The sequence below is a fragment of the Sphingosinithalassobacter tenebrarum genome (genome assembly GCF_011057975.1).
Classification (GTDB): domain Bacteria; phylum Pseudomonadota; class Alphaproteobacteria; order Sphingomonadales; family Sphingomonadaceae; genus Sphingomonas; species Sphingomonas tenebrarum.
Genome location: NZ_CP049109.1, coordinates 123,645 through 145,392 on the forward strand (window position 1 = coordinate 123,645; position 21,748 = coordinate 145,392).

Genomic DNA, 21,748 nt, shown 5'->3' on the forward strand with positions numbered 1-21,748 from the left:
GAGAGCACGCGCGGCGTTGGGACCGCGTGGCCCGTCGACCGCCCTAACGATCGCGCGGCCGATGTCAACGCGCTGCGTGTCGCGCTGTCCCAAAAGCCGACCTGCTTAACCATGCAGTAATCACGATATGCGATAGTGGGAACACGATGATGACCCCCCGCATCCTCGCCGCGCTATTGCCGCTCCTGCTCGCCGGATGTCTGTTCGGCGGCGGGGCTGATCGCGTCTCGAGCAATCAGCCGATTCGTCCGCGTGCCAGCGGGCCGATCACATTGCCCGATCGCGAAACCCCCGAGGCACGGCAGTGCAGGGCCGAACTCGCCCGCGACCATGTGCGCTACACGCCGCTGCCGGACCGGGATTACGGCGGCGGGTGCCTGGTTACCAATGCCGTACAGCTGCTCGACATCGGCGTTCCGGTCAGCGGGATCAATTCGATGCGCTGCCCGCTCGCGGAAAAATTCGCGGCATGGGTGCGCCACGGCGTTTCTCCGGCAGCGCGCGAGATACTGGGCAGCCCGCTGGTCAAGGTCGAAAGTATGGGCACCTATGCCTGTCGCGGCATCGTCGGTGCCGGGGCCTCGGCCTCGCGCCGCCTTTCCGAGCACGCGCTGGCCAACGCCGTCGACATTTCAGCCTTCGTGCTCGCCGACGGGCGCCGGATCACGGTGCTAGAGGGATGGGATTCCTCCGATCCGGCGGTGCGCCAGTTCATGGCGATCATTCACCGTTCGGCCTGCCGCCGCTTCCGCACCGTACTCGGCCCGGAATATAATGCGGCGCATCACAACCACTTCCATCTCGATATGGGCGAAGGGCCGTTCTGCCGCTGAGCCGAGTCGTGGTTGCGCGGCGCGCATAATCGGCTAACGGTCGCGCGAATGAACGATGATACTCGCGTCCCGTCCCGCGTATTCCGGCGCGCCGAAGAAGATGCTCAGTCCGCGCGCCACGCGGGCGGCGGCACGCCGCAGACCGAAGATCCCTCCTATCGGCTCGCCTTTCAGGATCTCGATTTCCTGCTGCGCGAGGACCTGCGCCCGGTCCGCTTCCAGCTCGAATTGCTCAAGCCGACGCTTCTGCTCGACGAAGCGGGGATCGATTCGCTGTTCGTCATGTATGGCTCGGCGCGCATCCCCGAACCGTCCAAGGCCGAGTCGCTGCTCGAACTGGCCGACACGCCCGAATCGCGGCGCGTGGCCGAGCGCCTGGTGGAAAAATCCAAATATTACGACGTCGCGCGCGAGCTGGCGCGGCTTGCCAGCGGCTTTCCGCGCGATGTGAACGGCAAGCGGCATTTCGTCGTCTGCTCGGGCGGCGGCCCCTCGATCATGGAAGCGGCGAATCGCGGCGCAGTCGATGTCGGCTGCGACACGGTGGGGCTCAATATCGTGCTGCCGCACGAACAGGCGCCCAATCCCTATGTCACCCCGCATCTCAGCTTTCAGTTCCACTATTTCGCACTGCGCAAGATGCACTTCCTGCTGCGCGCGCGCGCCGTCGCGGTGTTTCCGGGCGGCTTCGGCACCTTCGACGAATCGTTCGAGCTGCTGACGCTGATCCAGACGGGCAAGATCGAACCGATCCCGGTGATCTTCTACGGCAAGGAATTCTGGAACCGCGTCGTCAATTTCGAGGCGCTGTGCGAGGAAGGCGTGATTTCGCCGCGCGACCTGCACCTGTTCCATTTCTGCGAGACCGCCGAAGAGGGCTGGGAGATCGTCCGCAATTTCTGGCGCAAGCGCGGCGAACCCGAACTGCCCTGAGCAACGGCGCGATCCACGCCCGACAACAAAAAGGCCGCGGCCCGATGCCGGGCGGCGGCCTTTTCGCATTGGGAGACGGGCTTACTCGGCTTCGGCCGGAGCGGCTTCGTTGGCCGTCGCTTCGGCGCCCTCGGCTTCCTCCGCGGCGGCTTCCTCGCCGGCAGGCGCGTCGCCTTCGACCGCTTCGCCTTCAGCGGCCTCGGTTTCCTCCTCGGCCGGCGCGGGCGGCGGCGGGAAAGGCAGGTTCGAACCCTGCGCGTTGAGATAGGCGATCACATTGGCGCGATCCTGCGGATCCGACAGGCCCGCAAAGGTCATCTTGGTGCCCGGCGCATAGCGGCGCGGCGATTCGAGCCATTCGTCGAGCGCGTCGAACGACCAGGGGCCTTCGATCGAGGCAACGGCATCCGAATAGGCGAAGTCCGAGCGATGGCCGTGCGCGGCACCGACCACACCCCACAGATTGGGGCCGAGCCCGTTGGCGCCGCCCTGGGTGTCGGTGTGGCAGGCAGTGCACTTGCCCTTGTAGATCGCTTCGCCCGCCGCGACATCGGCTTCGGCCAGTCGCGTGGCGATCGGCGCAATGGCATCTTCGCCGCCGCCTTCGCCTTCGACTGCCTCGACGGGATAGCCTTCCTTTTCGGGATGGGTTTCAACGAAAATCCCACCGCTCACGATCGAAAGACCAAGCGCGGCCACCGCGCCAGCCAGAGCCCATCCTGCGATCGTATTCGTGCGGTCCTGCATTTTGTCCGGTGCCCCTAGAAAAAAGTGCTGTTCCTTTAGAGCGCCCTTGCCTGCATCGCAAGGCGGGGTTGCAGGCGAGCAAAAACAGAGGCAATCGCACCGCCCCATGGAAAATTTCGCAGCGCCGGCGCGTCCCATCGTCGCCAGAATGATCGAAGCCGCGGCAAATGCGCCGCATCGCGCCGTCGCCTTTCAGGGCGCGCCGGGCGCCAACTCGCATCTCGCCGCGCTCGAAGCCTTTCCCGATTGCCTGCCGCTCCCCTGTTTCAGTTTCGAGGACGCGATCGATTCCGTGCGCGACGGGCGCGCCGACTGCGCGCTGATTCCGATCGAGAATTCCCTCCACGGACGCGTTGCCGATATCCATTTTCTCCTTCCCGAATCGGGACTTGTCATTACCGGCGAGCATTTTCGACCGATCCGTCACGCCCTGCTCGGCACCGGCAAGGTCGCCGATATCCGCGAGGCGATGAGTCACGTTCAGGCGCTCGGCCAGTGCCGCCACTGGCTGAAGGCGCGCGGCATCCACCCCGTTGCCTATCCCGACACGGCAGGCGCCGCCGCGGCGGTCGCCGAACTTGCCGATCCGGCGATCGGAGCGCTCGCCCCGGCAGGGGCCGCGGGTATTTACGGGCTCAATCTGCTCGCCGACGATATCGCCGATGCGGAACATAACATGACGCGTTTCGTCGCGCTGGCACGCGAGGCGGCGCCGGTAGCCGGCGACGGACCGTTCATGACGACCTTCATATTCGAAGTGCGCAACATCCCCGCCGCGCTCTACAAGGCGCTGGGCGGTTTCGCGACCAACGGCGTCAACATGACCAAGCTCGAAAGCTATCAGCGCGGGGGCAGTTTCGCGGCTTCGGAATTCTATGCCGATATCGTCGGCCGACCCGGCGATCCGGCGGTCGATCGCGCGCTCGAGGAACTCGGCTTCCACACCAAATGGGTGCGTCTGCTCGGCACCTATCCGCAGGCGCGCGCCCGGCCGGGCTAACGGCCCGACTGATCCCTACGACCCGGCTTCGGCCCAGGCGCTGAGCAGCGTGTGCGCGATCGCGATGGGTGGCGGCGCGCCGAAAGGCGCATCGGCCTCGCCCGCCAGCGCCGCGCGCACCTCGTCGCGCGCGAACCAGCGCGCATCCTCGATCTCGTTGGTATCGACCGTGATGCGATCGTCCGCCGCCTGCCCGACACAGGCGATCATCAGCGAGGACGGGAAGGGCCAGGGCTGGCTCGCGACATAGCGGACATTGGTGACGCGCACGCCTGATTCCTCGAGTGTTTCGCGCGCCACGGCTTCCTCGATCGATTCACCCGGCTCGAGAAAGCCCGCCAGCGCCGAATAGCGCCCGGGCGCCCAGCTTGCCTGCCGCCCGAGCAGCGCGCGCCCGTCATGCTCGGCGATCATGATGACCACCGGATCGGTGCGCGGGAAATGCTCTGCGTCGCAATTGTCGCATTTGCGCGCCCAGCCCGCACGGAACGTATGGGTGGCATGCCCGCAGCGCGCGCAGAAACGGTGGCGGCGATGCCAGTCGACGACACTGCGCGCGCCGGCATAGAGCGCGGCTTCGGATTCGGGCAGGCGCGCGATCGCGTCGAACAGCCCGCCGGGCCGCTCGCCCGCACTACGCGGCGGATCGAGCGGTGCGAAATGCGGCACGCCCTCGATCAGGCCGAGCAGCACCAACGGCGGCGCTTCGCCCTGGTCGGCCAGCATGGTCCAGGTCAGGCGGTCCTCCGCCAGCACCGGATCGAGATCGTCGAGCCCGAGCAGCCGTGCCTTCGGATCGCGCAGTGCGTTCGCAAGCGCCGCTTCGTCGTGGCGCATCCAGTCGGCGCGGTCGATCACCGCGCCGGTGAAGCCCGGCGCCCTCACGGCGTCATGTCGGCATAGACGGCCGTCACTGCATCGTCGCGCAGCGGCCATTTGTCCGACGGCATGTAATTGACCATCACCGTGCCGCGCACGCCGTTCTCGGGATCGACCCAGCCGGTCGTCCCCGCCGCGCCGCCCCAGCCATAAGTGCCCTTGCCTGCACCGCCCGGCCTTGCTTCGAGATAGACAGAGCCGCCCGCGCCGAAGCCCATCCGGCCGCTCGTCGCGCCGCCGGTGGCACCCGAAACACCCTGGAAGTACACGCCTTCGGGCAACAGGTTCGACATCGCCAGGCGCACGGTTTCCGCGCGCATCACGCGCACGCCGTCGAGTTCGCCTTGATTGAGCAGCATGTGCAGGAAACGGTCATAATCGCGCGCCGACATGACCAGCCCCGCCCCGCCATAGGGAAAGCTCGGCGGCTGGGCGAAGACCGAATTGTCGCCGGGATCGACCGGCGTGCGAGCATCGCCGACGAAGAAATAATTGGTCGAGAGGCGACCGACCTCGCTCTGCGGCACCGTCCAGTAGCTCGACGTCATGCCGAGCGGATCGAACAATCGCTGCTGGACGAACTGATCGAAGGACATGCCGCTGGCGACTTCGATCACGCGACCCATAACATCGAGCCCGATCGAATAGCTCCATTTCGTCCCCGGATCGGCGATCAGCGGCAGCGTGGCGACGCGATCGGCGAATTCGGCGAGCGTTTCGGGGCGGGTCCGGCGAAACGCGACTTCCTGCTGGACGTTGATCGCCGCGGGGTTGATGCCCAGCCGGTTATATTCGTCGAGCAGCGGCCCCTTGGTGATGATGTTGTAGCCGAGCCCGGCGGTATGCGTCAGCAGGTGACGGATCGTCACCGGCCCGGCAGCCGGCCGCGTTTCGAGGCTGTTTTCGGGGTCGGTCAGCACTTCCATCTCGGCAAAACCGGGGATAAAATCCGAAACCGGCTGATCGAGGCTGATCTTGCCCTCTTCGACCAGGATCATCGCCGCCATGCCGGTGATCGGCTTGGTCATCGAATAGACGCGCCAGAGCGAATCGGGATCGGCGGCGGCGGCATCGGCACCGTCGGCGATATTGCCCGCACTGGCGAATACCGGATCGCCACGCCCGCCATAGGCGATGACGACGCCCGGCGCCTTGTCCTGCGCCACATAGCGTTCGACGAGCGCCTGCGTCGCGACCGATGCCGGGGCGCTACTGACAACCGGCGCCGTCTGTCCGCCGGTCTGCGCGATACAGGCCGTGGTGGCCAGGAATGCGGCGGCAATCCCCGCCAGTCCGAAACGATTCAGATGCAGCATCTCTCTCTCCCGAATGCGCGAGCGGCCTTGGCGAAAACGGTCGGCAGACCCGCCGCCTCGATTTCCGCCACCGGCCACCACTCGCCCTGGTCGACTTCCGGTCGCACCGCCACATCGGCCATTGCGAGCGCGACGTCGAGCCGGAAATGGGTGAAACCGTGGCTTATATGTGTGTCACTGATATGCCACTCGGCCGCGACCGGCGCCCCCGCCAGCTTCGGCGGTTCGGCCTGCCACGGCCCGGTCGGCAGCGCACGCATCCCGCCCAGCAGCCCTTTCTCCGGCCGCCGCACCAGCAGCACCTCGCCGCCCTGCTCGATCCAGAAGAAGGTGCCGTGGCGCTGCGGCCGCTCGGGCTTGGGCGTCTTGCGCGGATAGGTTTCGGGCATGCCGCCCGAATGCGCCGCGCAATCGCCGCGCAACGGGCAGAGCATGCATCTGGGCGCCCGCGCGGTGCAGATGGTAGCGCCCAGATCCATCATCGCCTGCGCAAAGTCGCCCGGACGGGCATCGGGCGTGATGCCGTCGGCAAGCGCATGGATGCGCGGCTTGGCCGCGGGCAATGGCGTCTCGACCGCGAACAGTCGCGACACGACCCGTTCGACATTGGCATCGACCACCACTGCGCGTTCATCGAAAGCGATCGCCGCGACCGCCGCCGCCGTATAGCCGCCGACACCGGGCAGCGCGCGCAGCCCGGCCTCGGTACGTGGCAGCTGCCCGTCATGTTCGCCTGCCACCGTGCGCGCGCAGGCGAGCAGGTTCCGCGCGCGCGCATAGTAGCCGAGCCCCGCCCAGGCGGCCATCAGATCGGCATCGTCGGCCGCGGCGAGGCTCGCGAAATCGGGCCAGCGCGTCGTGAATTTCTCGAAATAGGGCTTTACCGTCGCAACCTGCGTCTGTTGCAGCATCACTTCGGACAGCCAGACGCGATACGGGTCCATCGCCGGCGTTCCGGGCGGCGCGCGCCAGGGCAGGACGCGGGCATGTTTGTCGTACCATTCGAGCAAATCGCGCGCGATCGCGCCATCGAAGTCGCAAGGAAGATTGTCGGACACGCCCCGGCTATGGCATGAGAGTGCGACAATGAAAAAGACCACATCCTCCAGAACGCGGAAATCCGAACAGACGCCGCGGCGCAGCATGCGCGCACGGCCGGTGGCCGAGCTCGTGCCGGACGTCGGCCGCGCGACCTTCCGCAAATTCGGATTCGTCCAGCACTCCGTGGTCAGCCGCTGGAGCGAAATCGTCGGCGAACGCTTTGCCGGCGTTTCGGCACCCGAATCGATTCGCTTTCCGCCGGGCAAGCGCGCCGAGGGCGTATTGACGCTGATCGCGGGCGGCGCGCATGCGCCGATGCTGCAGCATCTCGGCCCCGAGATTGTCGAGCGAGTCAATCGCTTCTTCGGCTATCCCGCCATCGCCCGAGTCGCGATCCGCCACGGCAGCGTGCAGCGCCGCCAGGCCGCGCCGCCGCCGCCCGCGCCCACCCCGATCCCCGAAGAGCTGGGCGAAAGCCTGCGCACCGTCGCCGATCCCGAGCTGCGCGCGGTGCTCGAATCGCTCGCTGCGGGCGTGGCCAAGAAATCGACCGAAATTCCCATGCTGGGCAAGATCAGCTGATCGCATCGCCCCGCGCGTTCGCATAACCGGAGAAGTCGCAGATGCGTTCCCCCTTTCGTTTTTCGTTGCTGGCCGTCCTCGCGGCACCGTTCCTGATGCTTGCCTCGTGCGGCAATGGCGGGGCCGATTCGAACCTTACGGTACAGGCCGATCCGGTGGCGAATGTGGCCGCGGAGCAAGGCCGGCCCTGGACCGAAGTCGTGGTGAAGACCGAAGAAGGCGGCTATCGCGTCGGCAATCCCGACGCGCCGATCAAGTTCCTTGAATATGGCTCGCGCAGCTGCCCGGCCTGCTATGCCTTCGCGACCACCGGCTTCACGCCGCTGATGGAAAATTATGTTTCCACCGGTCGCGTCAGCTATGAATTTCGTGACTATCTGATTCACCCTCAGGATCTCGGGCTCGCGCTGCTCGGCCGCTGCGTCGGCGAAGAACGCTTCTTCCCGATGCTCGATCAGATGTTCGAGGCGCAGCCGCAATTCGCCGAGAAGGAGCGCGGGCTCGCTCCGCAGCGGGTGCAGCAACTGCGCAGCATGCCCGCTCCCCAGGCGGCACCGCAGTGGATGGAAGCGCTCGGCTATGTCGATTTCGTCAAGCAGCGCGGCGTGCCGCAATCGAAGGTCGATGCCTGCCTTGCCGATCAGGATGCGATCGCCGAACTGGTGCGCATGATGCGCCATGCTTCGAACGAACTGGGCGTCCGCGGCACGCCGACCTTCTTCATCAACGGCGAGCAGGTGCAGAGCGGTATCATCTGGTCCGATATCGAGCCGCAGATCCGCGCCGCGGGCGCGCGTTAAGGCGCGGCGGCGGGCGGCGCGGGAGCGGCGATGCAGATCAAGCGCCTGAGGCTTTCCGGCTTCAAGAGCTTCGTCGACCCTGCCGATTTGCGCATCGAACCGGGGCTGACGGGCATCGTCGGCCCCAATGGCTGCGGCAAATCCAATCTGCTCGAAGCGCTGCGATGGGCGATGGGCGAGAACTCGCCCCGCTCGATGCGCGGTTCGGGGATGGAAGACGTGATCTTCGCGGGTACCGCCGCCCGTCCGCAACGCGATTTCGCCGAAGTCTCGATCCTCACCGACGAAGTTGCGGGCGAGGCGGAAGGCGAAGTCGAAGTCGTCCGCCGCATCGAGCGCGGCGCTGGATCGGCCTATCGCATCAACGGGCGCGACGTGCGCGCCAAGGATGTGTCGCTGCTCTTCGCCGACGCGGCGACCGGCGCGCATTCCCCCGCGCTCGTCAGCCAGGGGCGGATCAGCGCGGTCATTTCCGCCAAGCCGGTCGAACGCCGCGCGATGCTGGAGGAAGCCGCCGGCATCGCCGGGCTGCATGTCCGCCGCAAGGATGCCGAACAGCGGCTGCGCGCGACCGAGAACAACCTGACGCGCCTCGACGAAGTCATCGCCGACCAGGACGCGCGCGCCGCCGCGCTGAAACGGCAGGCACGACAGGCCGAACGCTATCGCGCGCTGACCGAGGATATCCGGGTGGCAGAAGCGCGGATGATCTATGCCCGCTGGCGCGATGCCGCCGCCGCCGCCGATGCCGCAAAGGCCGAAGCCGCCGCAGCCGAAGCGCGGGTCACCGAACGCGCCGCCGGCCAGGATAAGGCCGCCGAGGCGCAGCGCAGGGCCGCCGAGCGGCTGAGTACCGAACGCGCCGCCGCGCTTGCCGTTCGCGATCGCGCAAGCGAAGCGATGCACCGGCTTTCGGCGCTGCGCGGCGATCGCGCTTCGGTCGACAGGCGACTTCAGGAGCTGGCCGACAACGAAGTGCGGCTGGCCGCCGACAAGGGCCGCGAGGGCGAGCTTGCCCGCGACGCCGCCGAGGCGCTGTCGCGGCTGGAGGAAGAGGCCGGCGCGCTCGACAAGCGCATCGCCGAAGCGGCGACGCGCATGCCGCAACTCGAATCGGCGCTGGCCGAGGCCGAGCGCGTGGCGCGCGATGCCGAAGTCTCGCTGGCGCAGGCGATGGCCGAGCAGGCAAGCGAAGCGGCCGATGCGCGCGTCGCGCAGGCGGCGCTGGACGCGGCGAGGACGCGCGTCGAACGCGCCGAGCGCGACAAGGCGCGAGTCGATGCCGAGCGCAAGGCGCTGCCCGATGCCGGACCGCTGCAGCAAGAACGCGACAGCGCCGCCAGGGCGCGCGAAACGGCGCTGCAACAGGCCGAAACCGGCCGCACCGGCCTTTCGCGCGCCGATGCCGCCGAGCGCGCCGCGATCGAGGCGCGCGACAAGGCGCAGTCGGCGCGCGCCGGGGCGCATGCCGAACTGGCACAACTCGACAGCGAAGCCGCCGCGCTGACCAAGGCGACTCGCGCCTCGGCCAGGGATCGGCTGCTCGACCGGCTGAAAGTCGATGACGGCTATGAACGCGCGCTCGCCGCGGCACTGGGCGACGATCTGGAGGCGGGGCTCGACAGCAGTGCGGAGCGCTATTGGGCCGGCGCCGAAACGCTTCCGGGAGACCCCGGCGCACCGGCCGATGCGACACCGCTGGCGGCGCATGTTCAGGCGCCCCCCGAGCTGGCGCGCCGCCTGTCGCAAGTGTTCGTCACTGAAAGCGATACCGGGCAGAAGCTGGCCGTGGGTCAGCGGCTGGCGACTCTCGACGGCAAATTGCGCCGCTGGGACGGCTATACCGCACGATCGGGCGGTGCGGCGGCGGCGCAGCGGCTGGAAAGCGTCAATCGCCTCCATGCGATCGAAAAGGCACGGCCCGCGGCGCTCCGCGCGGTCGAAAGCGCCGAGGCACGGCTCTCGCAGATCGAGGAGGACATCGCCGAGGCCCGTCGCGCAGCCGCCGATGCGCGGCGCGTGCTCGAACATGCCGAAACCACCGGCCGCGATGCCGCCCGCGCCGAGGATCGCGCGGCAAGCCAGCTCGAACGGCTGGAGGCGCAGCGTGCCGATATCGAATCGCGCGCGCAGCGGATCGCAGGCGAAGTCGAGGAAGCGGCCAGCGAACAGTCGCGCGCGCAGGCCGCGCTCGCCGCGCTGCCCGATGGGCAGCAAACGCGCGAGCGTGTTTCCAAGCTTTCCAGCGACACCGAAAATCGCCGCGCCGCCGCCGCTGCCGCGCGCGCCGAACGCACCGCGCAGGAACAGGAGCTGAGCCGCGCGCGCGAGCGGCTCGCCGCCGCCCAGGCCGAACGCAAAAGCTGGCAGGCACGCGCCGGCGAAGCCGCCCGCCGCAGCGAGGAAATGGAAACGCGTGCCGCCGCACTGGCGCAGGAGAAGGAACAGCTCGCCGCGCGTCCCGCCGAACTCGACGGGCTGATCGCCGAAGCCGAACGCACCGCCGAGACCACCCGCGCCGAATCGAGCGCCGCACAGGCAGCCGAGGCGGAAGCCGAGGCGGCGCTGCGCATCACCGAGAATGAAGTGCGCCTGACCGCCGAACGGCTGGCCGAGGCCCGCGAAATTCGCGCCGGCGCCGCCGCGCGCGCGGAAAATCAGGAGGCACGGCGGATCGAAATGGGGCGCCTGTCGGGCGAGCGGTTCGAATGCCCGCCGCCGATATTGGGCGAACGCGTCGGCTTCGAAACCGACACGGTCGGCGAACCAGGCGCCGAATCGGCGACACATGACAAGCTGATCGCCGAGCGCGAGCGGATCGGCCCGGTCAATCTGGTGGCCGAGACCGAACTCGCCGAACTGAGCGAATCAAGCGCCGCCAATGCCAAGGAGCGCGACGAACTGACGCTCGCGGTCAATCAGCTGCGCGGATCGATCGGCACGCTCAATCGCGAGGGCCGCCAGCGATTGCTGGCGGCGTTCGAAGCCGTGAACGACCATTTCACGCGACTCTTCACCACGCTGTTCAACGGTGGCAGCGCGCATCTCGAACTGATCGACTCGGAAGACCCGCTCGAAGCGGGGCTGGAAATCATGGCGCAGCCGCCGGGCAAGAAGCTGCAGTCGCTGACGCTGCTTTCGGGCGGCGAACAGGCGCTTACCGCCGTCGCGCTGATCTTCGCGCTGTTCCTGACCAATCCCGCGCCGATCTGTGTGCTCGACGAAGTCGACGCGCCGCTCGACGACGCCAATATCGAGCGCTTCTGCGATCTTCTCGACCGGATGAACCGCGAGACGCGCACCCGTTATCTGATCGTCACGCACAATGCGGCGACGATGGCGCGTATGGACCGGCTGTTCGGCGTGACGATGGTTGAACGCGGCGTGAGCAGGCTGGTCAGTGTCGACCTTGGCGGCGCCGAAAGCCTGCTCGCCGCCGAATAGTCATTCGCGCGCGTCGCCCGGGGCTTCCTCTTCGGCGCGCGCCATTTCGCGGGGCTTGCGCGCTTCGAACACCTTGGCGAGCCGCTCTTCGGCCTTATCGGAAAGCTGTTTCGCGGCGGCGGGAAACATCTCTTCCTCTTCCTCGTCGATATGATGTTCGTAGCGGTGCTTCATTTCCTTGAACTTCTGAAGCCACGCGCCCGAGGCCATGTCGGTCTCGACCAGCTCGCCCAGATAGTCGTCGATTTCCTTGTGCTCGGAAACCGAATGCCGCGCCTCGTCGCGCAGATCGGGGCAGGCGAGCATCGTCGCATAGAGCGATTCCTCCTCGGCCGCCGCATGCGCCTGAAGCTCGAGGCGCAGCTTTTCGAACAGGTCGCGCCGCTCGGCGGTATCGCCGTGCGTTTCCTCAAGCTGCTTGAGCAACACGCGCTGGCGATCATGATCGCGCTTCAAATCGTCAAAAATCCTTACGTCCGCCATCGGTTTGTCCTCCGGGTTTACTTTGTCTAATCAATCGCTCAGCGCGCCGGGAGTTTCAGATGCGAATCGTTCGCAGGGTGAATCGCGGAGCGGCACCGGGGGAACGCATGTTTCAACGCCTTGACCTGGCGCGACTGGCGCTGCCTGCAACGCTGCTGCTCACGTGCCTGCTCGGCTGGGGGTTCAAGGCGCACTGCCTGGAAAACGGCGGGTGGCCCAGCTGGGTGCAGTACAGCACCGGCTGCTACAGCGACGCCATTCCGTTCTGGACCGCGCGCGACGTGGATGCGGGCGCGGTCCCCTATTTCGAAAGCCGGATGGAATATCCCGTACTCACCGGGCTCCTGATCTGGATCGAGGGCGGGCTGGCGCGGCTGACCGGTGCGAGCGGGCCAGGAAGCACGCATTTCCTGTTCTGGGTGACGTTCGGCAATGCGCTGCTCGCCTTCGCCATTCTGGCGATGCTGTACCGCGCGGGAATGAACGACGCGCGGCTGAAGCGCTGGGCGCTGGCGCCCCCGCTGATCCTCTATCTCGGGCATAACTGGGATATGCTCGCCGTCGCGCTCGCCGTCGCGGCGATGCTGACGGCGCGGCAGGGGCGTCCGGCCACGGCCGCGGCGCTTGCCGGACTCGGCACGGCGGCAAAGCTGTTTCCCGCGCTGTTGCTGCCGCTGCTCGGGCTGCAGGCATTGTTCGGGGATAGCGAGCGTCCGCTTTTCGAACGGATACGGAATGCAGCGCTTCTGTCGGCCGCCGCGATCGGCGCGTGGTTGCTGGTCAATCTGCCGGTGGCTCTGGCGGCGTTCGAAAACTGGTCCGAATTCTATCGCTTTTCGGGATCGCGCCCCGGAACGCGGGCGTCGATCTGGGAAATCCTGAACCATCTACACGTGTGGCGCGCGACCATCGCCGAACGGAATTTCTGGTCGGCCCTCGCCTTTTTCGCGGGATACGCCGCGATCGTGGCACTGGGCTGGCGCCGCCATCGCACGCGGCTGTGGATCCTGTTTCCGGCGGTGCTCGGCTGGTTCCTGCTCACCAACAAGGTCCATTCGCCGCAGTTCGACCTGTGGATCTATCCGCTGCTGCTGATCGCGGCGCCGCGCCTATGGCCGGTGGCGCTGTTCGCGGCGGGCGACCTTGCCGCCTATTTCGCGGAGTTCTGGTGGCTGGCGCGGATGAACGGAGCGTGGCCGCACGCGACGATCATCCCCGTCGCACTGGCGGCCGGGGTGCGCGGCGCGGCGCTGCTGTGGCTGATCGCCGATCTGGTGCGGCTGCCCTCGCCCCGCTGGATCGAAGAAGCAGCGCGGGTCTGAGCGCTCAGGGCAGCGGCAGATCGGTGGCGCGGTCGGCGCGTTCCCGCGCTTCGGCAGTCCCTTGCCGGATTTCCTCTGCGGCACAGCCGACGGCGCCCCCCGGCCCGACTGCCGAGCAGCTGCCGATGCCGGTATCGCCCGCATCCATCACGTCTTCGACGCGCGCGGCCCAGGCGGCATCCTCACGCTTGATCGGCTGATTTTCGCGAATCGTGCGCGGCACGCGATAGCGTTCGGTTTCGGGCGCGCGGACGCATATCGTGTTTTCGGGGCAGGGATCATCGCCATAGATGGTGATCGTGCCGTTGATCGGCGCGTCCTGCGCCATCGCGGCAGGCGCGGCGAAGCCGAAGCCGGCGACGGTCGCCGCGATTGCTATCACTGTCTTCTTCATCTCGACTCTCCTGTGGGTCGATCTGGCCTTCAGGCCGATTTGGCCTTGGGGCGGTTCAAATTTTCTTGGACAGCGCGATCGCCGCCCGGCAGCCCAATCGGATCGCGCTTTCTAGCAGCGGATAGGCCGGAGCCATTTCCGCGCCTGCCTCCAGCGCCGAATCGCGATGCTCCACTTCCTCGGCGCGAAACTCCGCCACTGCAGCGGAAAGCTCGGGATCGCTGTCGCCGAGCTGATCGAGCTGTTCGCCGTAATGGGCATCGATCTCGGTCTCGATCGCGGCGGTGCACGCCATTGCCGCTTCGGGCCCGATCGCCGCCGTTCCGGCTCCAAGAGCAAAACCCGCGACGTCCCAAAAGGGTTGCAAAAGCGTGGGTCGGACACCCCGGCGCACGATCATGGCATCGAAAAAGGCGCGGTGGCGCTCCTCCTGATTGGCCATGCCGGCAACCGCGCGTGCTGCGCTGTTGCGATCGCCCAAAACGGCGAGCTGCCCGGCGTAGATGCGCGTCGCGCCATATTCGCCGGCCTGATCGACACGGACCATCGCATCGCGCTTCTCGCGCCGGTCGCCCGGTTTCCAGCTGGGGCCCTTGCTCATGCCGCGCGCCTCCGCCCGACCAGCGCGAAAATCAGGATTGCGCTGCCCAGCGAGATGATCGCGTTGAAGCCTGCCAGCGAAACCCCGAGCAACGTCCATTGCGGCTCGTCGCAGCGGATCAGGGGGCGGTCGTTGATCGAATTGAGCAGATCGGCGTCGCTCAGGCCAAGATCGGCCGTCGCCGTGCATCCGGTGATGCCCGGCCACCAGCCATATTCGACACCTGCATGAAACACGCCGATCGCTCCGCTGACGGCGACCGATGCCGCCGCCAGACAGATAAGCGTTGCGCGCATGAAAGGCTGCTTAACGAAAAACGCCGCCAACGCGATCGGCACCGCCGCATAATGCGGCCAGCGCTGCCAATGGCACATTTCGCACGGGTAGAGCCCGCCGAACAGCTGCGACCCCCAGGCGCCGCCCAGCAGCGCGAGCGGGACAAGCAGCGCGATCAAGCGCGCCTTTGCGATTGCCGGCGGTGTCATCGCAGTCGATGCTTTCCCTTAATTGGCCGAACCGCCGCTGCCGCCCTTCGCGGCGGCGGCAGAGCGCGTCTGCCCGTTGCCGAGCCGCGTGATGGCACCAAGCGCATAATGGAGCTGGAAGTCCTCGATCCCCTGCTCCTCCAGCTCTTCAGCCGTGGCGGAGAAGCGCGGATCCTCGTTGGTGTCTTCTTCCAGCGCCTCGTCGTCGACGTCGATCTCGTTGATCAGATGGCGGCGCAGGTCGGATTCGCGGAACACCGGACGGGTGCGGTAATCGGGATCGGAAAGCTGCGGCACGGTGATGTCGGGCTTGATCCCGCCTTCCTGCACCGAACGGCCCGACGGCGTGTAATAGCGCGCGGTGGTGAGCCGCAGCGCGCTTTGCGGGCCAAGCTGCATCAGCGTCTGCACCGATCCCTTGCCGAAGCTGCGCGTACCCATCACCAGTCCGCGATGATGGTCCTGGATCGCGCCGGCGACGATTTCCGAGGCCGAAGCGGTACCCGCGTCGATCAGCACGATCACCGGCAGGCCGCGCGTCAGATCGCCCTTCACCATCGATTCGGCATAATAGCGCTCGATATCGGCACGCGTGCGACCGCGCTGCGACACGATCTCGCCGTGATCGAGAAACACATCGCCGACTTCGATCGCCTGGCTGAGCAGCCCACCGCCATTGTTGCGCAGATCGACGATATAGCCGAGCGGCGGATGGCCCAGCTCCTGTTCGATCGCAGCCACTGCCGCGCGCGTATCTGCGCCGGTATTCTGCGAGAAGGTGTTGATGTTGATGATGCCGACGCCGTCGCGCACTTCCCACTTCACCGGCTTCTGCACGATGGTTTCGCGCGTCAGCGTGAATTCGAGCGGTTCGTCATGCCCCGGCCGCACCACGGTCAGCGTGATATCGGTGCCCGGCTTGCCGCGCATCACCGTGATCGCCTCGTCGAGCGTGCCGCCATAGATCAGCTTGCCGTCGAGATGGGTGATGTAATCGCCCGCCTTGATCCCCGCCCGGTCAGCCGGCGTATCCTCGGTCGGTGCGACGACCTTTACTGCGCCGTCCTCCATCGTGACCGTAAGGCCGAGCCCGCCATATTCGCCTTCGGTGGCGATGCGCATATTGTCGAAATCAAGTTCGGAGACATAGCTCGAATGCGGATCGAGCGCCGAGAGCATCCCCTGGATCGCGCCCTTCACCAGCGTTTCGTCATCGACCGGATCGACATAGCTTGCCTTCACCCGGTTGAAGACTTCCATGAACAGGTCGAGCTCGCGATAGCTGCCCGCCTCGGCCGACGCCATCGCGCTGGTGGCGACGGGGACGAGCGCGAGGGCACTGACGGCGGCGGTGACCTGAAGAAACGGGCGAGGCATCAAGTTACTTTCCTAAGAGGAACCGGCCCTGGCACGAAAGCCGGTAATTCGCCGCCAACGATAGCGCCAATGGCGCCTCCGCGCAAAGCCGGACATGGCCGTATCGGCACGCTGCAACACGGCGATTCAATCGAGCAGCCGGGTAATGTCCATCGGTGCGTCATGGCGTCGCAACTCCACGGTAACGCGCGGCGTTTCGTCCTCGCCGGCGCGGCCGATAGGCACGCCCTGCGCCACCGTGTCCCCGCGCTTTACCGAAACCGCCCCAAGCCCGGCGATCAGACTAGTCCACCCCTGACCGTGATCGATGATGACCACCCCGCCATAGCGGCGGAACGGCGCGGCATAGCGGATCGTTCCGCCGCTTGGCGCCGTCACGCCCGCGCCGGGACTGGTCGCGATCGTCAGCCCGCGCGAACGCACACCGGTCGGCGAAAGCTCGCCCATGCCGGTGACGAGGCTTCCGCTGACCGGCAGGCGATAGGGCGCGGCGCGGCGCGGCGCCGAATGCGACACAGGCGCCGCCTCTCCGGCTTCGCGCGGACGCGGCAACGGCCCGGGAAGCGCGGCAAGTTCCTCGCGAACCTCGCCGGCGGCCTCCATCACGTCCATCTGGTCGACGATGTCGCGCGCGCGCTCACCCGCCGCGATCGCGCGATCCGATTCGATCAGCGCGCTGCGATCGAGCCGCTGCGAACGCAGCCGGTTTTCGGCTTCGAGATGCACCAGCGCCACGCGCTCGGCCTCGAGCCGACCGCGGCTTTCGCGCAGGCTTGCCACCGCTTGTTCGGCCTGGCGCCGCAGCCCTCGGATCCGCGCCAGTTCGGCGCGGACATCGGCGGTGCGCTCGCGCACCACCGGCAAGGTCGTACCCAGGACCGCGCGGACATGGACGATATCCTCGGTCGATCCCGGCTGGACCAGTCCCAGCGCGGGCGGGCGCCGCACCAGCGACTGGATCGCCGCGATCAGCCGCAGGATCGTCGATTGCCGCTGCGAAAGCGTGACGCGCTGCGCGCGCAACCGCCGGTCGACGATCGCGATGCGCGCACGCGCGGCGGCGATGTCGGCCTCGGCCGCGGCGATACGCTGTGCGGCGGCTTCCTCCTTCGCCCTGGCCTGCGCGGCCTGGCTGCGCGCCGCCTCGGCGGCCTGTTCGAGCTGTTTCGATTTTTCCTGCGCGGCTTTGGACGCGGCCGTCGCGCGTTCGAGCCGGGATTGCTGCTCGGCCATGCTCGGCACCGTCTGGGCACGCACCAGCGGGCCGCTGGCAAGGATCGCCAGCATCGCCGCTCCCGTCACCGCTCCGCGCCGCCATGCCATGCCCCTATCCTTCGCGGTGATAGGGATGATTGGCAAGGATGGAGACCGATCTCCAGAGCTGCTCCGCCAGCATCGCGCGCGCCATCATGTGCGGCCATGTCGCCGCGCCGAACGACAGCAGCAGGTCCGCCTCGGCGCGTTGTGCGTCATCGAACCCGTCGGCGGCGCCGATCAGGAAGCGCGTTTCGCGAATGCCGTCGTCGCGCCAGTCGCCCAGCTTCTTCGCCAGCTCGCGCGAGGGAAGGTTCCTGCCGGTTTCATCGAGGACGACGGTGCGCATCGGCGTTTCGGCGCCGGGCATCCTGCCGCCGGTTTCGGGCAGTTCGCTGACTCTGGTGGGCCAGCTGATTCGCTTGAGATAGCGCGCGACCAGCTCGGCCTCGGGACTGCGCCCGATGCGGCCGCGCGCGACGATATGCAGCAGCACGTCGGGGTAAGGCCTCAGGCCTCTCCCGCCGGCGTGTCGCCGAATGCCCACATCCGCTCGATATTGTAGAAGCTGCGCACTTCGGGGCGGAAGAGGTGGACAATCACGTCGCCCGCGTCGATCAGCACCCAGTCGGCGGTCGGCAGGCCTTCCACGCGCGGAGTATGGCCGCTTTCGGCCTTGATCTTCTCGGCGAGTTTGGTGGCCATCGACGCGACCTGTCGCGTCGACTTGCCCGACGCCACCACCATGTAATCGGCGATGCTCGTCTTGCCCGCGAGCGGGATGGAAACGGTCTCGACTGCCTGATCGTCATCGAGCGAGGTCATGACAAGCCGATGCAACGCCTCGACGCCTTGATCGGCGTCGGACGAACTGAGCACAGTAGGCGATGTAGCCAAGGGGACTCCTAGCGTTCTCTATGATGTGTGCCGGGTTCCGGGGACGGCGCATAGCGCCGGTGCCAGGCGGGATCGGCAGCCCGAAGGCGTGTTGCCGAATTTGGGTCGGGGCGAAAGCGCAACAGCACGAGTGCCGGCAATCTCCAACGCGTCCAGTTCTTCGCCTGGCCTGCGGGCCGCACAAAGCGCCGCAGCCAACTCATCGCAGGACTTGCGTGAGCGTCCCTGTTATACCCCGGACGCGCGACTACGGCAATGGGAACTTGCCGGGCGATACGGCGCCATCCCCGCCAGCGATGGAATTGCGCCAGATTGTCCGATCCCATCAGCCAGATGAAGCGGTGGCGGGGATAGAGGCGCGGCAGCTTGGAGAGCGTATCGACGGTGTAGCGCGTCTTGAGGCGCTTCTCGATTCCGGTCGGCCGGATCGGCGCATGTTTGGCCATCGCGCGCGCCGACGCCATCCGCGCCGAAAAGGGCGCCATATCGTCATCCCCCGCTTTCAGCGGATTGCCCGGCGAGACGAGCCACCACACCTCGTCGAGCTTCAGCGCACGCATCGCCTGGAGCGAGATATAGCGATGGCCTTCATGCGCGGGATTGAACGACCCGCCGAGCAGGCCGATGCGCCGCGCACCGTTCTTCGCCTTTTTCCGCGCGCCGCCGCGCGCCTTGCGGGCCGGTGTCAGGGGCGTGCCTGCCCAGTACCGCGGACCTGCCACTTGAAGGTGGTGAGTCCTTCGAGCGCGACCGGGCCGCGCGCGTGGAGGCGTCCGGTGGAAATGCCGATTTCGGCGCCGAGCCCGAATTCGCCGCCATCGGCGAACTGAGTCGAGGCGTTCCACATCACGATCGCGCTATCGACTGTGTTGAGGAATTTCTCGGCAGCTTCCGCATCCTCGGTGACGATCGCTTCGGTATGGCCCGAGCTGTGCGCGGCGATATGCGCGATCGCGTCGTCGATGCCGTCGACGAATTTCACCGACAGGATCGCGTCGAGATATTCGGTATCCCAGTCTTCCTCGGTCACCGGCAGGACATGGCTGTCGAGCGCCTGCACGTCGGCGCCGCCGCGCAATTCGCAGCCGGCATCGACCAGCGCGGCCAGAACCGGCCTGGGATCGGCGAATGCCTTGTCGATCAACAGCGTCTCGGTCGCACCACAGACGCCGGTGCGACGCATCTTGGAATTGACTGCCAGTTGCTTCGCCTTTTCCGGGTCGGCCTTGCCGTCGATATAGGTGTGGTTGATCCCGTCGAGATGCGCGAGCACCGGCACGCGTGCCTCGGTCTGCACACGCGCGACAAGCGACTTGCCGCCGCGCGGGACGATGAGGTCGATCACGCCGTCGGCGGTGAGCATCGCGCCCACGGCCGCGCGGTCCTGCGTCGGGACCAGCTGCACCGCATCAGCGGGCGCGCCAGCGGCTTCGAGGCCGCTGCGCAGCGCCTTCAAAATCGCGCGGTTCGAATATTTGGCTTCGCTGCCGCCACGCAGGATCGCGGCATTGCCTGCCATCGCGCAGAGCGCGCCGGCATCGGCAGTCACATTGGGGCGGCTTTCATAGATGATGCCGATCACGCCGATCGGCACACGCACGCGGCTGAGCTTGAGGCCGTTGGGGCGCTCGCTTTCGTCAATCTGCTGGCCGACGGGATCGGGCAGCCCGGCAATCGCCTCCACTCCTTCGATCATCCCGGCGAAGCGCTTGGGATCGAGCTTGAGCCTGTCGAGCATCGCGCCGGAAAGGCCGCGGCCTTCGGCTTCCTCCAGGTCGCGCGCATTGGCTTCGAGGATTTCGGCCTCGCTGTCGCGCATCGCCTTTGCGGCGCTGCGCAGAGCGGCAGCCTTTTCCTCGGTTGTCATCTGCGCCAGCCGCTTGGCGGCGGCGCGCGCACGCGCGCCCATTTCGGCGATCAGGTCCTCGGGCTTGGTTTCGAGCATCGTATCGGTCATGCCCAACAATCTGGGGAGCATCTTCCCGCAATCAACCGAAAATTGCGTTTCGGGCGCTCGCCAGCGCCGCGCGATGATGTTAGCGAACACATATGGGGGAATTCGAAGGAGGAGGCGAGATCGTCACCGGCGCGCTGATCGGGCGCGCTGTCGAGCCGCATGCGGGCGAACCGGGCGGAGAAGGATCGATGTGCCTCAATTGCGGCACCGCGCTGATCGGCGCGCATTGCCACCGCTGCGGGCAGGGCGCGCATGTGCATCGTTCGATCGGAGAGATCTGGCACGAAATCCTGCACGGCGTCGTCCATTTCGACGGCAAGCTGTGGCGCACGCTGCCGATGCTCGTTTTCCGGCCGGGTGAACTCACGCGCCGCTATATCGAAGGCGAGCGCGCGCGTTTCGTCTCGCCGATGGCGCTGTTCCTGTTCGCGCTGTTCACGATGTTCGCGGTGTTCCAGATCGCCGGAATCTCCCCACCTACCGACCTCAAGGGCAATGGCGAGGTGAGCGCCAACCTCACCGAAACGCGCGAAAAGCTCGAGGATTCGCGTGCAGAGGCCGTCCAGGTGCGCGATAGCACCGCGCCAGGATCGCCCGAACACCAGGCCGCGCTGCGGCAGATCGTCGAAGCCGATGAAGGGGAAGAGGCGCTCAAGCGCGTGGCGGTCATCGCCGATCCCACCGGGGGCCATGAAAACGAAATCCACACCGGGTGGGAACGGCTCGATCACGGGCTGGAGAAATGGAGCAAGAATCCGGGGCTGATGCTCTACAAGCTCCAGTCGAACGGCTATAAATTCTCCTGGCTTCTCATCCCGCTATCGCTGCCCTTCGTCTGGCTGATGTTCGCGTGGAAGCGCGGCTATGGCGGCTATGACCATGCCGTGTTCATCACCTATTCGATCGCATTCATGTCGATGCTGTTCATCGCGCTCACGCTGGTCGCGGGGCTGGGTGTTCCGATGCGATGGCTCGCGCTCGCCAGTCTGATCATTCCGCCGCTGCATATCTACAAGCATCTCAAGGGTGCCTATCGCCTGCGCCGCCTTTCGGCGCTCGCGCGCACGCTGCTGCTGCTGGTCTTCATTCAGATCGTGATAATACTGTTCACGATCGTGCTGGTGTTTCTGGGACTGGTGGGGTGAGTTTGCGCGGCCCGGCACCGCGCCTGCGGTTGACGCGGCCGGGCTATCTCTACCACTGCATCTTTGCCGCCCTGGGCATCGGGGCGGGATTGATGCTGGTCGCAAGCGACGATCCGCAAACCGCCGATACCCTGTTGCCGGTTTTCGCGGCGCTCCTGGCGCTGCACATCATTCTGCTGAGCCTGTTCTGGAGGAGGCTGGTCGAACCGCGCGAATAGAAAAAGGGGCGCCGCAACCTGCGTTGCAGCGCCCCTTTCT

The 21,748-nt window shown here is 66.8% G+C and carries 23 protein-coding genes; 9 read left to right on the forward strand and 14 right to left on the reverse strand.

Going from position 1 to position 21,748, the window contains the following annotated elements:
• Window positions 1–146: 146 nt before the first annotated feature.
• Both G5C33_RS00635 and G5C33_RS00640 read left to right on the forward strand, forming a co-directional pair.
• Window positions 147–833, forward strand: coding sequence for an extensin family protein (locus tag G5C33_RS00635; protein WP_165325443.1), 687 nt, complete (start codon window positions 147–149; stop codon window positions 831–833).
• Window positions 834–881: 48 nt separating this feature from the next.
• Window positions 882–1,766 carry an LOG family protein gene (locus tag G5C33_RS00640; RefSeq protein ID WP_165325444.1) on the forward strand — a complete coding sequence of 295 codons (885 nt, stop codon included), beginning with the start codon at window positions 882–884 and terminating at the stop codon, window positions 1,764–1,766.
• A gap of 81 nt (window positions 1,767–1,847) precedes the next feature.
• Here G5C33_RS00640 and G5C33_RS00645 read toward each other — a convergent pair whose 3' ends face one another.
• A complete protein-coding gene (locus G5C33_RS00645; RefSeq protein WP_165325445.1) occupies window positions 1,848–2,513 on the reverse strand; it encodes a c-type cytochrome in 666 nt (221 codons plus the stop codon).
• 106 nt (window positions 2,514–2,619) lie between these two features.
• Between G5C33_RS00645 and G5C33_RS00650 the strand changes: the two genes are divergently transcribed.
• Window positions 2,620–3,513: a prephenate dehydratase gene (locus tag G5C33_RS00650; RefSeq protein WP_165325446.1), complete on the forward strand. Its 894-nt coding sequence runs from the start codon at window positions 2,620–2,622 to the stop codon at window positions 3,511–3,513.
• Window positions 3,514–3,528: 15 nt separating this feature from the next.
• Here G5C33_RS00650 and nudC read toward each other — a convergent pair whose 3' ends face one another.
• The 3 genes from nudC to mutY are packed head-to-tail and all read right to left on the reverse strand — an operon-like array spanning window position 3,529 to window position 6,718.
• Entirely contained in the window at window positions 3,529–4,398 is an 870-nt protein-coding gene (nudC, locus tag G5C33_RS00655; protein ID WP_165325447.1) for an NAD(+) diphosphatase, read from the reverse strand.
• Window positions 4,395–5,708 carry a serine hydrolase domain-containing protein gene (locus tag G5C33_RS00660; protein WP_165325448.1) on the reverse strand — a complete coding sequence of 438 codons (1,314 nt, stop codon included), beginning with the start codon at window positions 5,706–5,708 and terminating at the stop codon, window positions 4,395–4,397. Before G5C33_RS00660 ends, nudC begins: the two co-directional genes overlap by 4 nt.
• A complete protein-coding gene (gene mutY, locus G5C33_RS00665) occupies window positions 5,696–6,718 on the reverse strand; it encodes an A/G-specific adenine glycosylase (RefSeq protein ID WP_407698087.1) in 1,023 nt (340 codons plus the stop codon). The genes G5C33_RS00660 and mutY overlap by 13 nt, the downstream gene beginning before the upstream one ends.
• A gap of 76 nt (window positions 6,719–6,794) precedes the next feature.
• Here mutY and G5C33_RS00670 point away from each other — a divergent pair, with 76 nt between their 5' ends.
• Genes G5C33_RS00670 through smc form a run of 3 tightly spaced genes read left to right on the forward strand, consistent with a single transcriptional unit; the run spans window position 6,795 to window position 11,575 of the window.
• Window positions 6,795–7,331 carry a DUF721 domain-containing protein gene (locus G5C33_RS00670; protein WP_165325450.1) on the forward strand — a complete coding sequence of 179 codons (537 nt, stop codon included), beginning with the start codon at window positions 6,795–6,797 and terminating at the stop codon, window positions 7,329–7,331.
• A gap of 41 nt (window positions 7,332–7,372) precedes the next feature.
• Window positions 7,373–8,131, forward strand: coding sequence for a thioredoxin domain-containing protein (locus G5C33_RS00675; RefSeq protein ID WP_165325451.1), 759 nt, complete (start codon window positions 7,373–7,375; stop codon window positions 8,129–8,131).
• A 30-nt stretch (window positions 8,132–8,161) separates the two neighbouring features.
• Window positions 8,162–11,575: a chromosome segregation protein SMC gene (gene smc, locus G5C33_RS00680; RefSeq protein ID WP_165325452.1), complete on the forward strand. Its 3,414-nt coding sequence runs from the start codon at window positions 8,162–8,164 to the stop codon at window positions 11,573–11,575.
• Here the strand turns inward: smc and G5C33_RS00685 are convergent, their stop codons facing one another.
• Window positions 11,576–12,058, reverse strand: a complete 483-nt coding sequence (locus tag G5C33_RS00685; protein ID WP_165325453.1) for a hemerythrin domain-containing protein — start codon at window positions 12,056–12,058, stop codon at window positions 11,576–11,578.
• A 107-nt stretch (window positions 12,059–12,165) separates the two neighbouring features.
• On the opposite strand from G5C33_RS00685, the gene G5C33_RS00690 reads away from it, so the two are divergent.
• Window positions 12,166–13,380, forward strand: coding sequence for a glycosyltransferase 87 family protein (locus tag G5C33_RS00690; RefSeq protein ID WP_165325454.1), 1,215 nt, complete (start codon window positions 12,166–12,168; stop codon window positions 13,378–13,380).
• A 4-nt stretch (window positions 13,381–13,384) separates the two neighbouring features.
• Here the strand turns inward: G5C33_RS00690 and G5C33_RS00695 are convergent, their stop codons facing one another.
• The 9 genes from G5C33_RS00695 to G5C33_RS00735 form a co-directional block, all read right to left on the reverse strand.
• Window positions 13,385–13,774: a hypothetical protein gene (locus G5C33_RS00695; RefSeq protein ID WP_165325455.1), complete on the reverse strand. Its 390-nt coding sequence runs from the start codon at window positions 13,772–13,774 to the stop codon at window positions 13,385–13,387.
• A gap of 55 nt (window positions 13,775–13,829) precedes the next feature.
• The gene (locus G5C33_RS00700) at window positions 13,830–14,375 is read right to left on the reverse strand and encodes a demethoxyubiquinone hydroxylase family protein (RefSeq protein WP_165325456.1); all 546 of its coding nucleotides are present in this window, start codon (window positions 14,373–14,375) and stop codon (window positions 13,830–13,832) included.
• Window positions 14,372–14,860: a disulfide bond formation protein B gene (locus tag G5C33_RS00705; RefSeq protein WP_165325457.1), complete on the reverse strand. Its 489-nt coding sequence runs from the start codon at window positions 14,858–14,860 to the stop codon at window positions 14,372–14,374. Before G5C33_RS00705 ends, G5C33_RS00700 begins: the two co-directional genes overlap by 4 nt.
• 18 nt (window positions 14,861–14,878) lie before the next feature.
• Window positions 14,879–16,237: a S41 family peptidase gene (locus G5C33_RS00710; RefSeq protein ID WP_165325458.1), complete on the reverse strand. Its 1,359-nt coding sequence runs from the start codon at window positions 16,235–16,237 to the stop codon at window positions 14,879–14,881.
• A 126-nt stretch (window positions 16,238–16,363) separates the two neighbouring features.
• A complete protein-coding gene (locus G5C33_RS00715; protein WP_228275147.1) occupies window positions 16,364–17,560 on the reverse strand; it encodes a murein hydrolase activator EnvC family protein in 1,197 nt (398 codons plus the stop codon).
• A 4-nt stretch (window positions 17,561–17,564) separates the two neighbouring features.
• The gene (locus G5C33_RS00720) at window positions 17,565–17,987 is read right to left on the reverse strand and encodes a 23S rRNA (pseudouridine(1915)-N(3))-methyltransferase RlmH (RefSeq protein ID WP_165325459.1); all 423 of its coding nucleotides are present in this window, start codon (window positions 17,985–17,987) and stop codon (window positions 17,565–17,567) included.
• A 14-nt stretch (window positions 17,988–18,001) separates the two neighbouring features.
• Window positions 18,002–18,316 carry a ribosome silencing factor gene (gene rsfS / locus G5C33_RS00725; RefSeq protein ID WP_407698088.1) on the reverse strand — a complete coding sequence of 105 codons (315 nt, stop codon included), beginning with the start codon at window positions 18,314–18,316 and terminating at the stop codon, window positions 18,002–18,004.
• Window positions 18,317–18,396: 80 nt separating this feature from the next.
• On the reverse strand, window positions 18,397–19,077 hold the full coding sequence (locus G5C33_RS00730) for a nicotinate-nucleotide adenylyltransferase (RefSeq protein WP_165328628.1): 681 nt from the start codon (window positions 19,075–19,077) through the stop codon (window positions 18,397–18,399).
• Window positions 19,074–20,345: a glutamate-5-semialdehyde dehydrogenase gene (locus G5C33_RS00735; RefSeq protein ID WP_165325460.1), complete on the reverse strand. Its 1,272-nt coding sequence runs from the start codon at window positions 20,343–20,345 to the stop codon at window positions 19,074–19,076. Before G5C33_RS00735 ends, G5C33_RS00730 begins: the two co-directional genes overlap by 4 nt.
• 92 nt (window positions 20,346–20,437) lie before the next feature.
• Between G5C33_RS00735 and G5C33_RS00740 the strand changes: the two genes are divergently transcribed.
• Complete coding sequence (locus G5C33_RS00740) at window positions 20,438–21,490, forward strand: DUF3667 domain-containing protein (RefSeq protein ID WP_165325461.1); 1,053 nt, start codon at window positions 20,438–20,440, stop codon at window positions 21,488–21,490.
• On the forward strand, window positions 21,487–21,708 hold the full coding sequence (locus G5C33_RS00745) for a hypothetical protein (protein WP_206518607.1): 222 nt from the start codon (window positions 21,487–21,489) through the stop codon (window positions 21,706–21,708). Before G5C33_RS00740 ends, G5C33_RS00745 begins: the two co-directional genes overlap by 4 nt.
• Window positions 21,709–21,748: the final 40 nt, after the last annotated feature.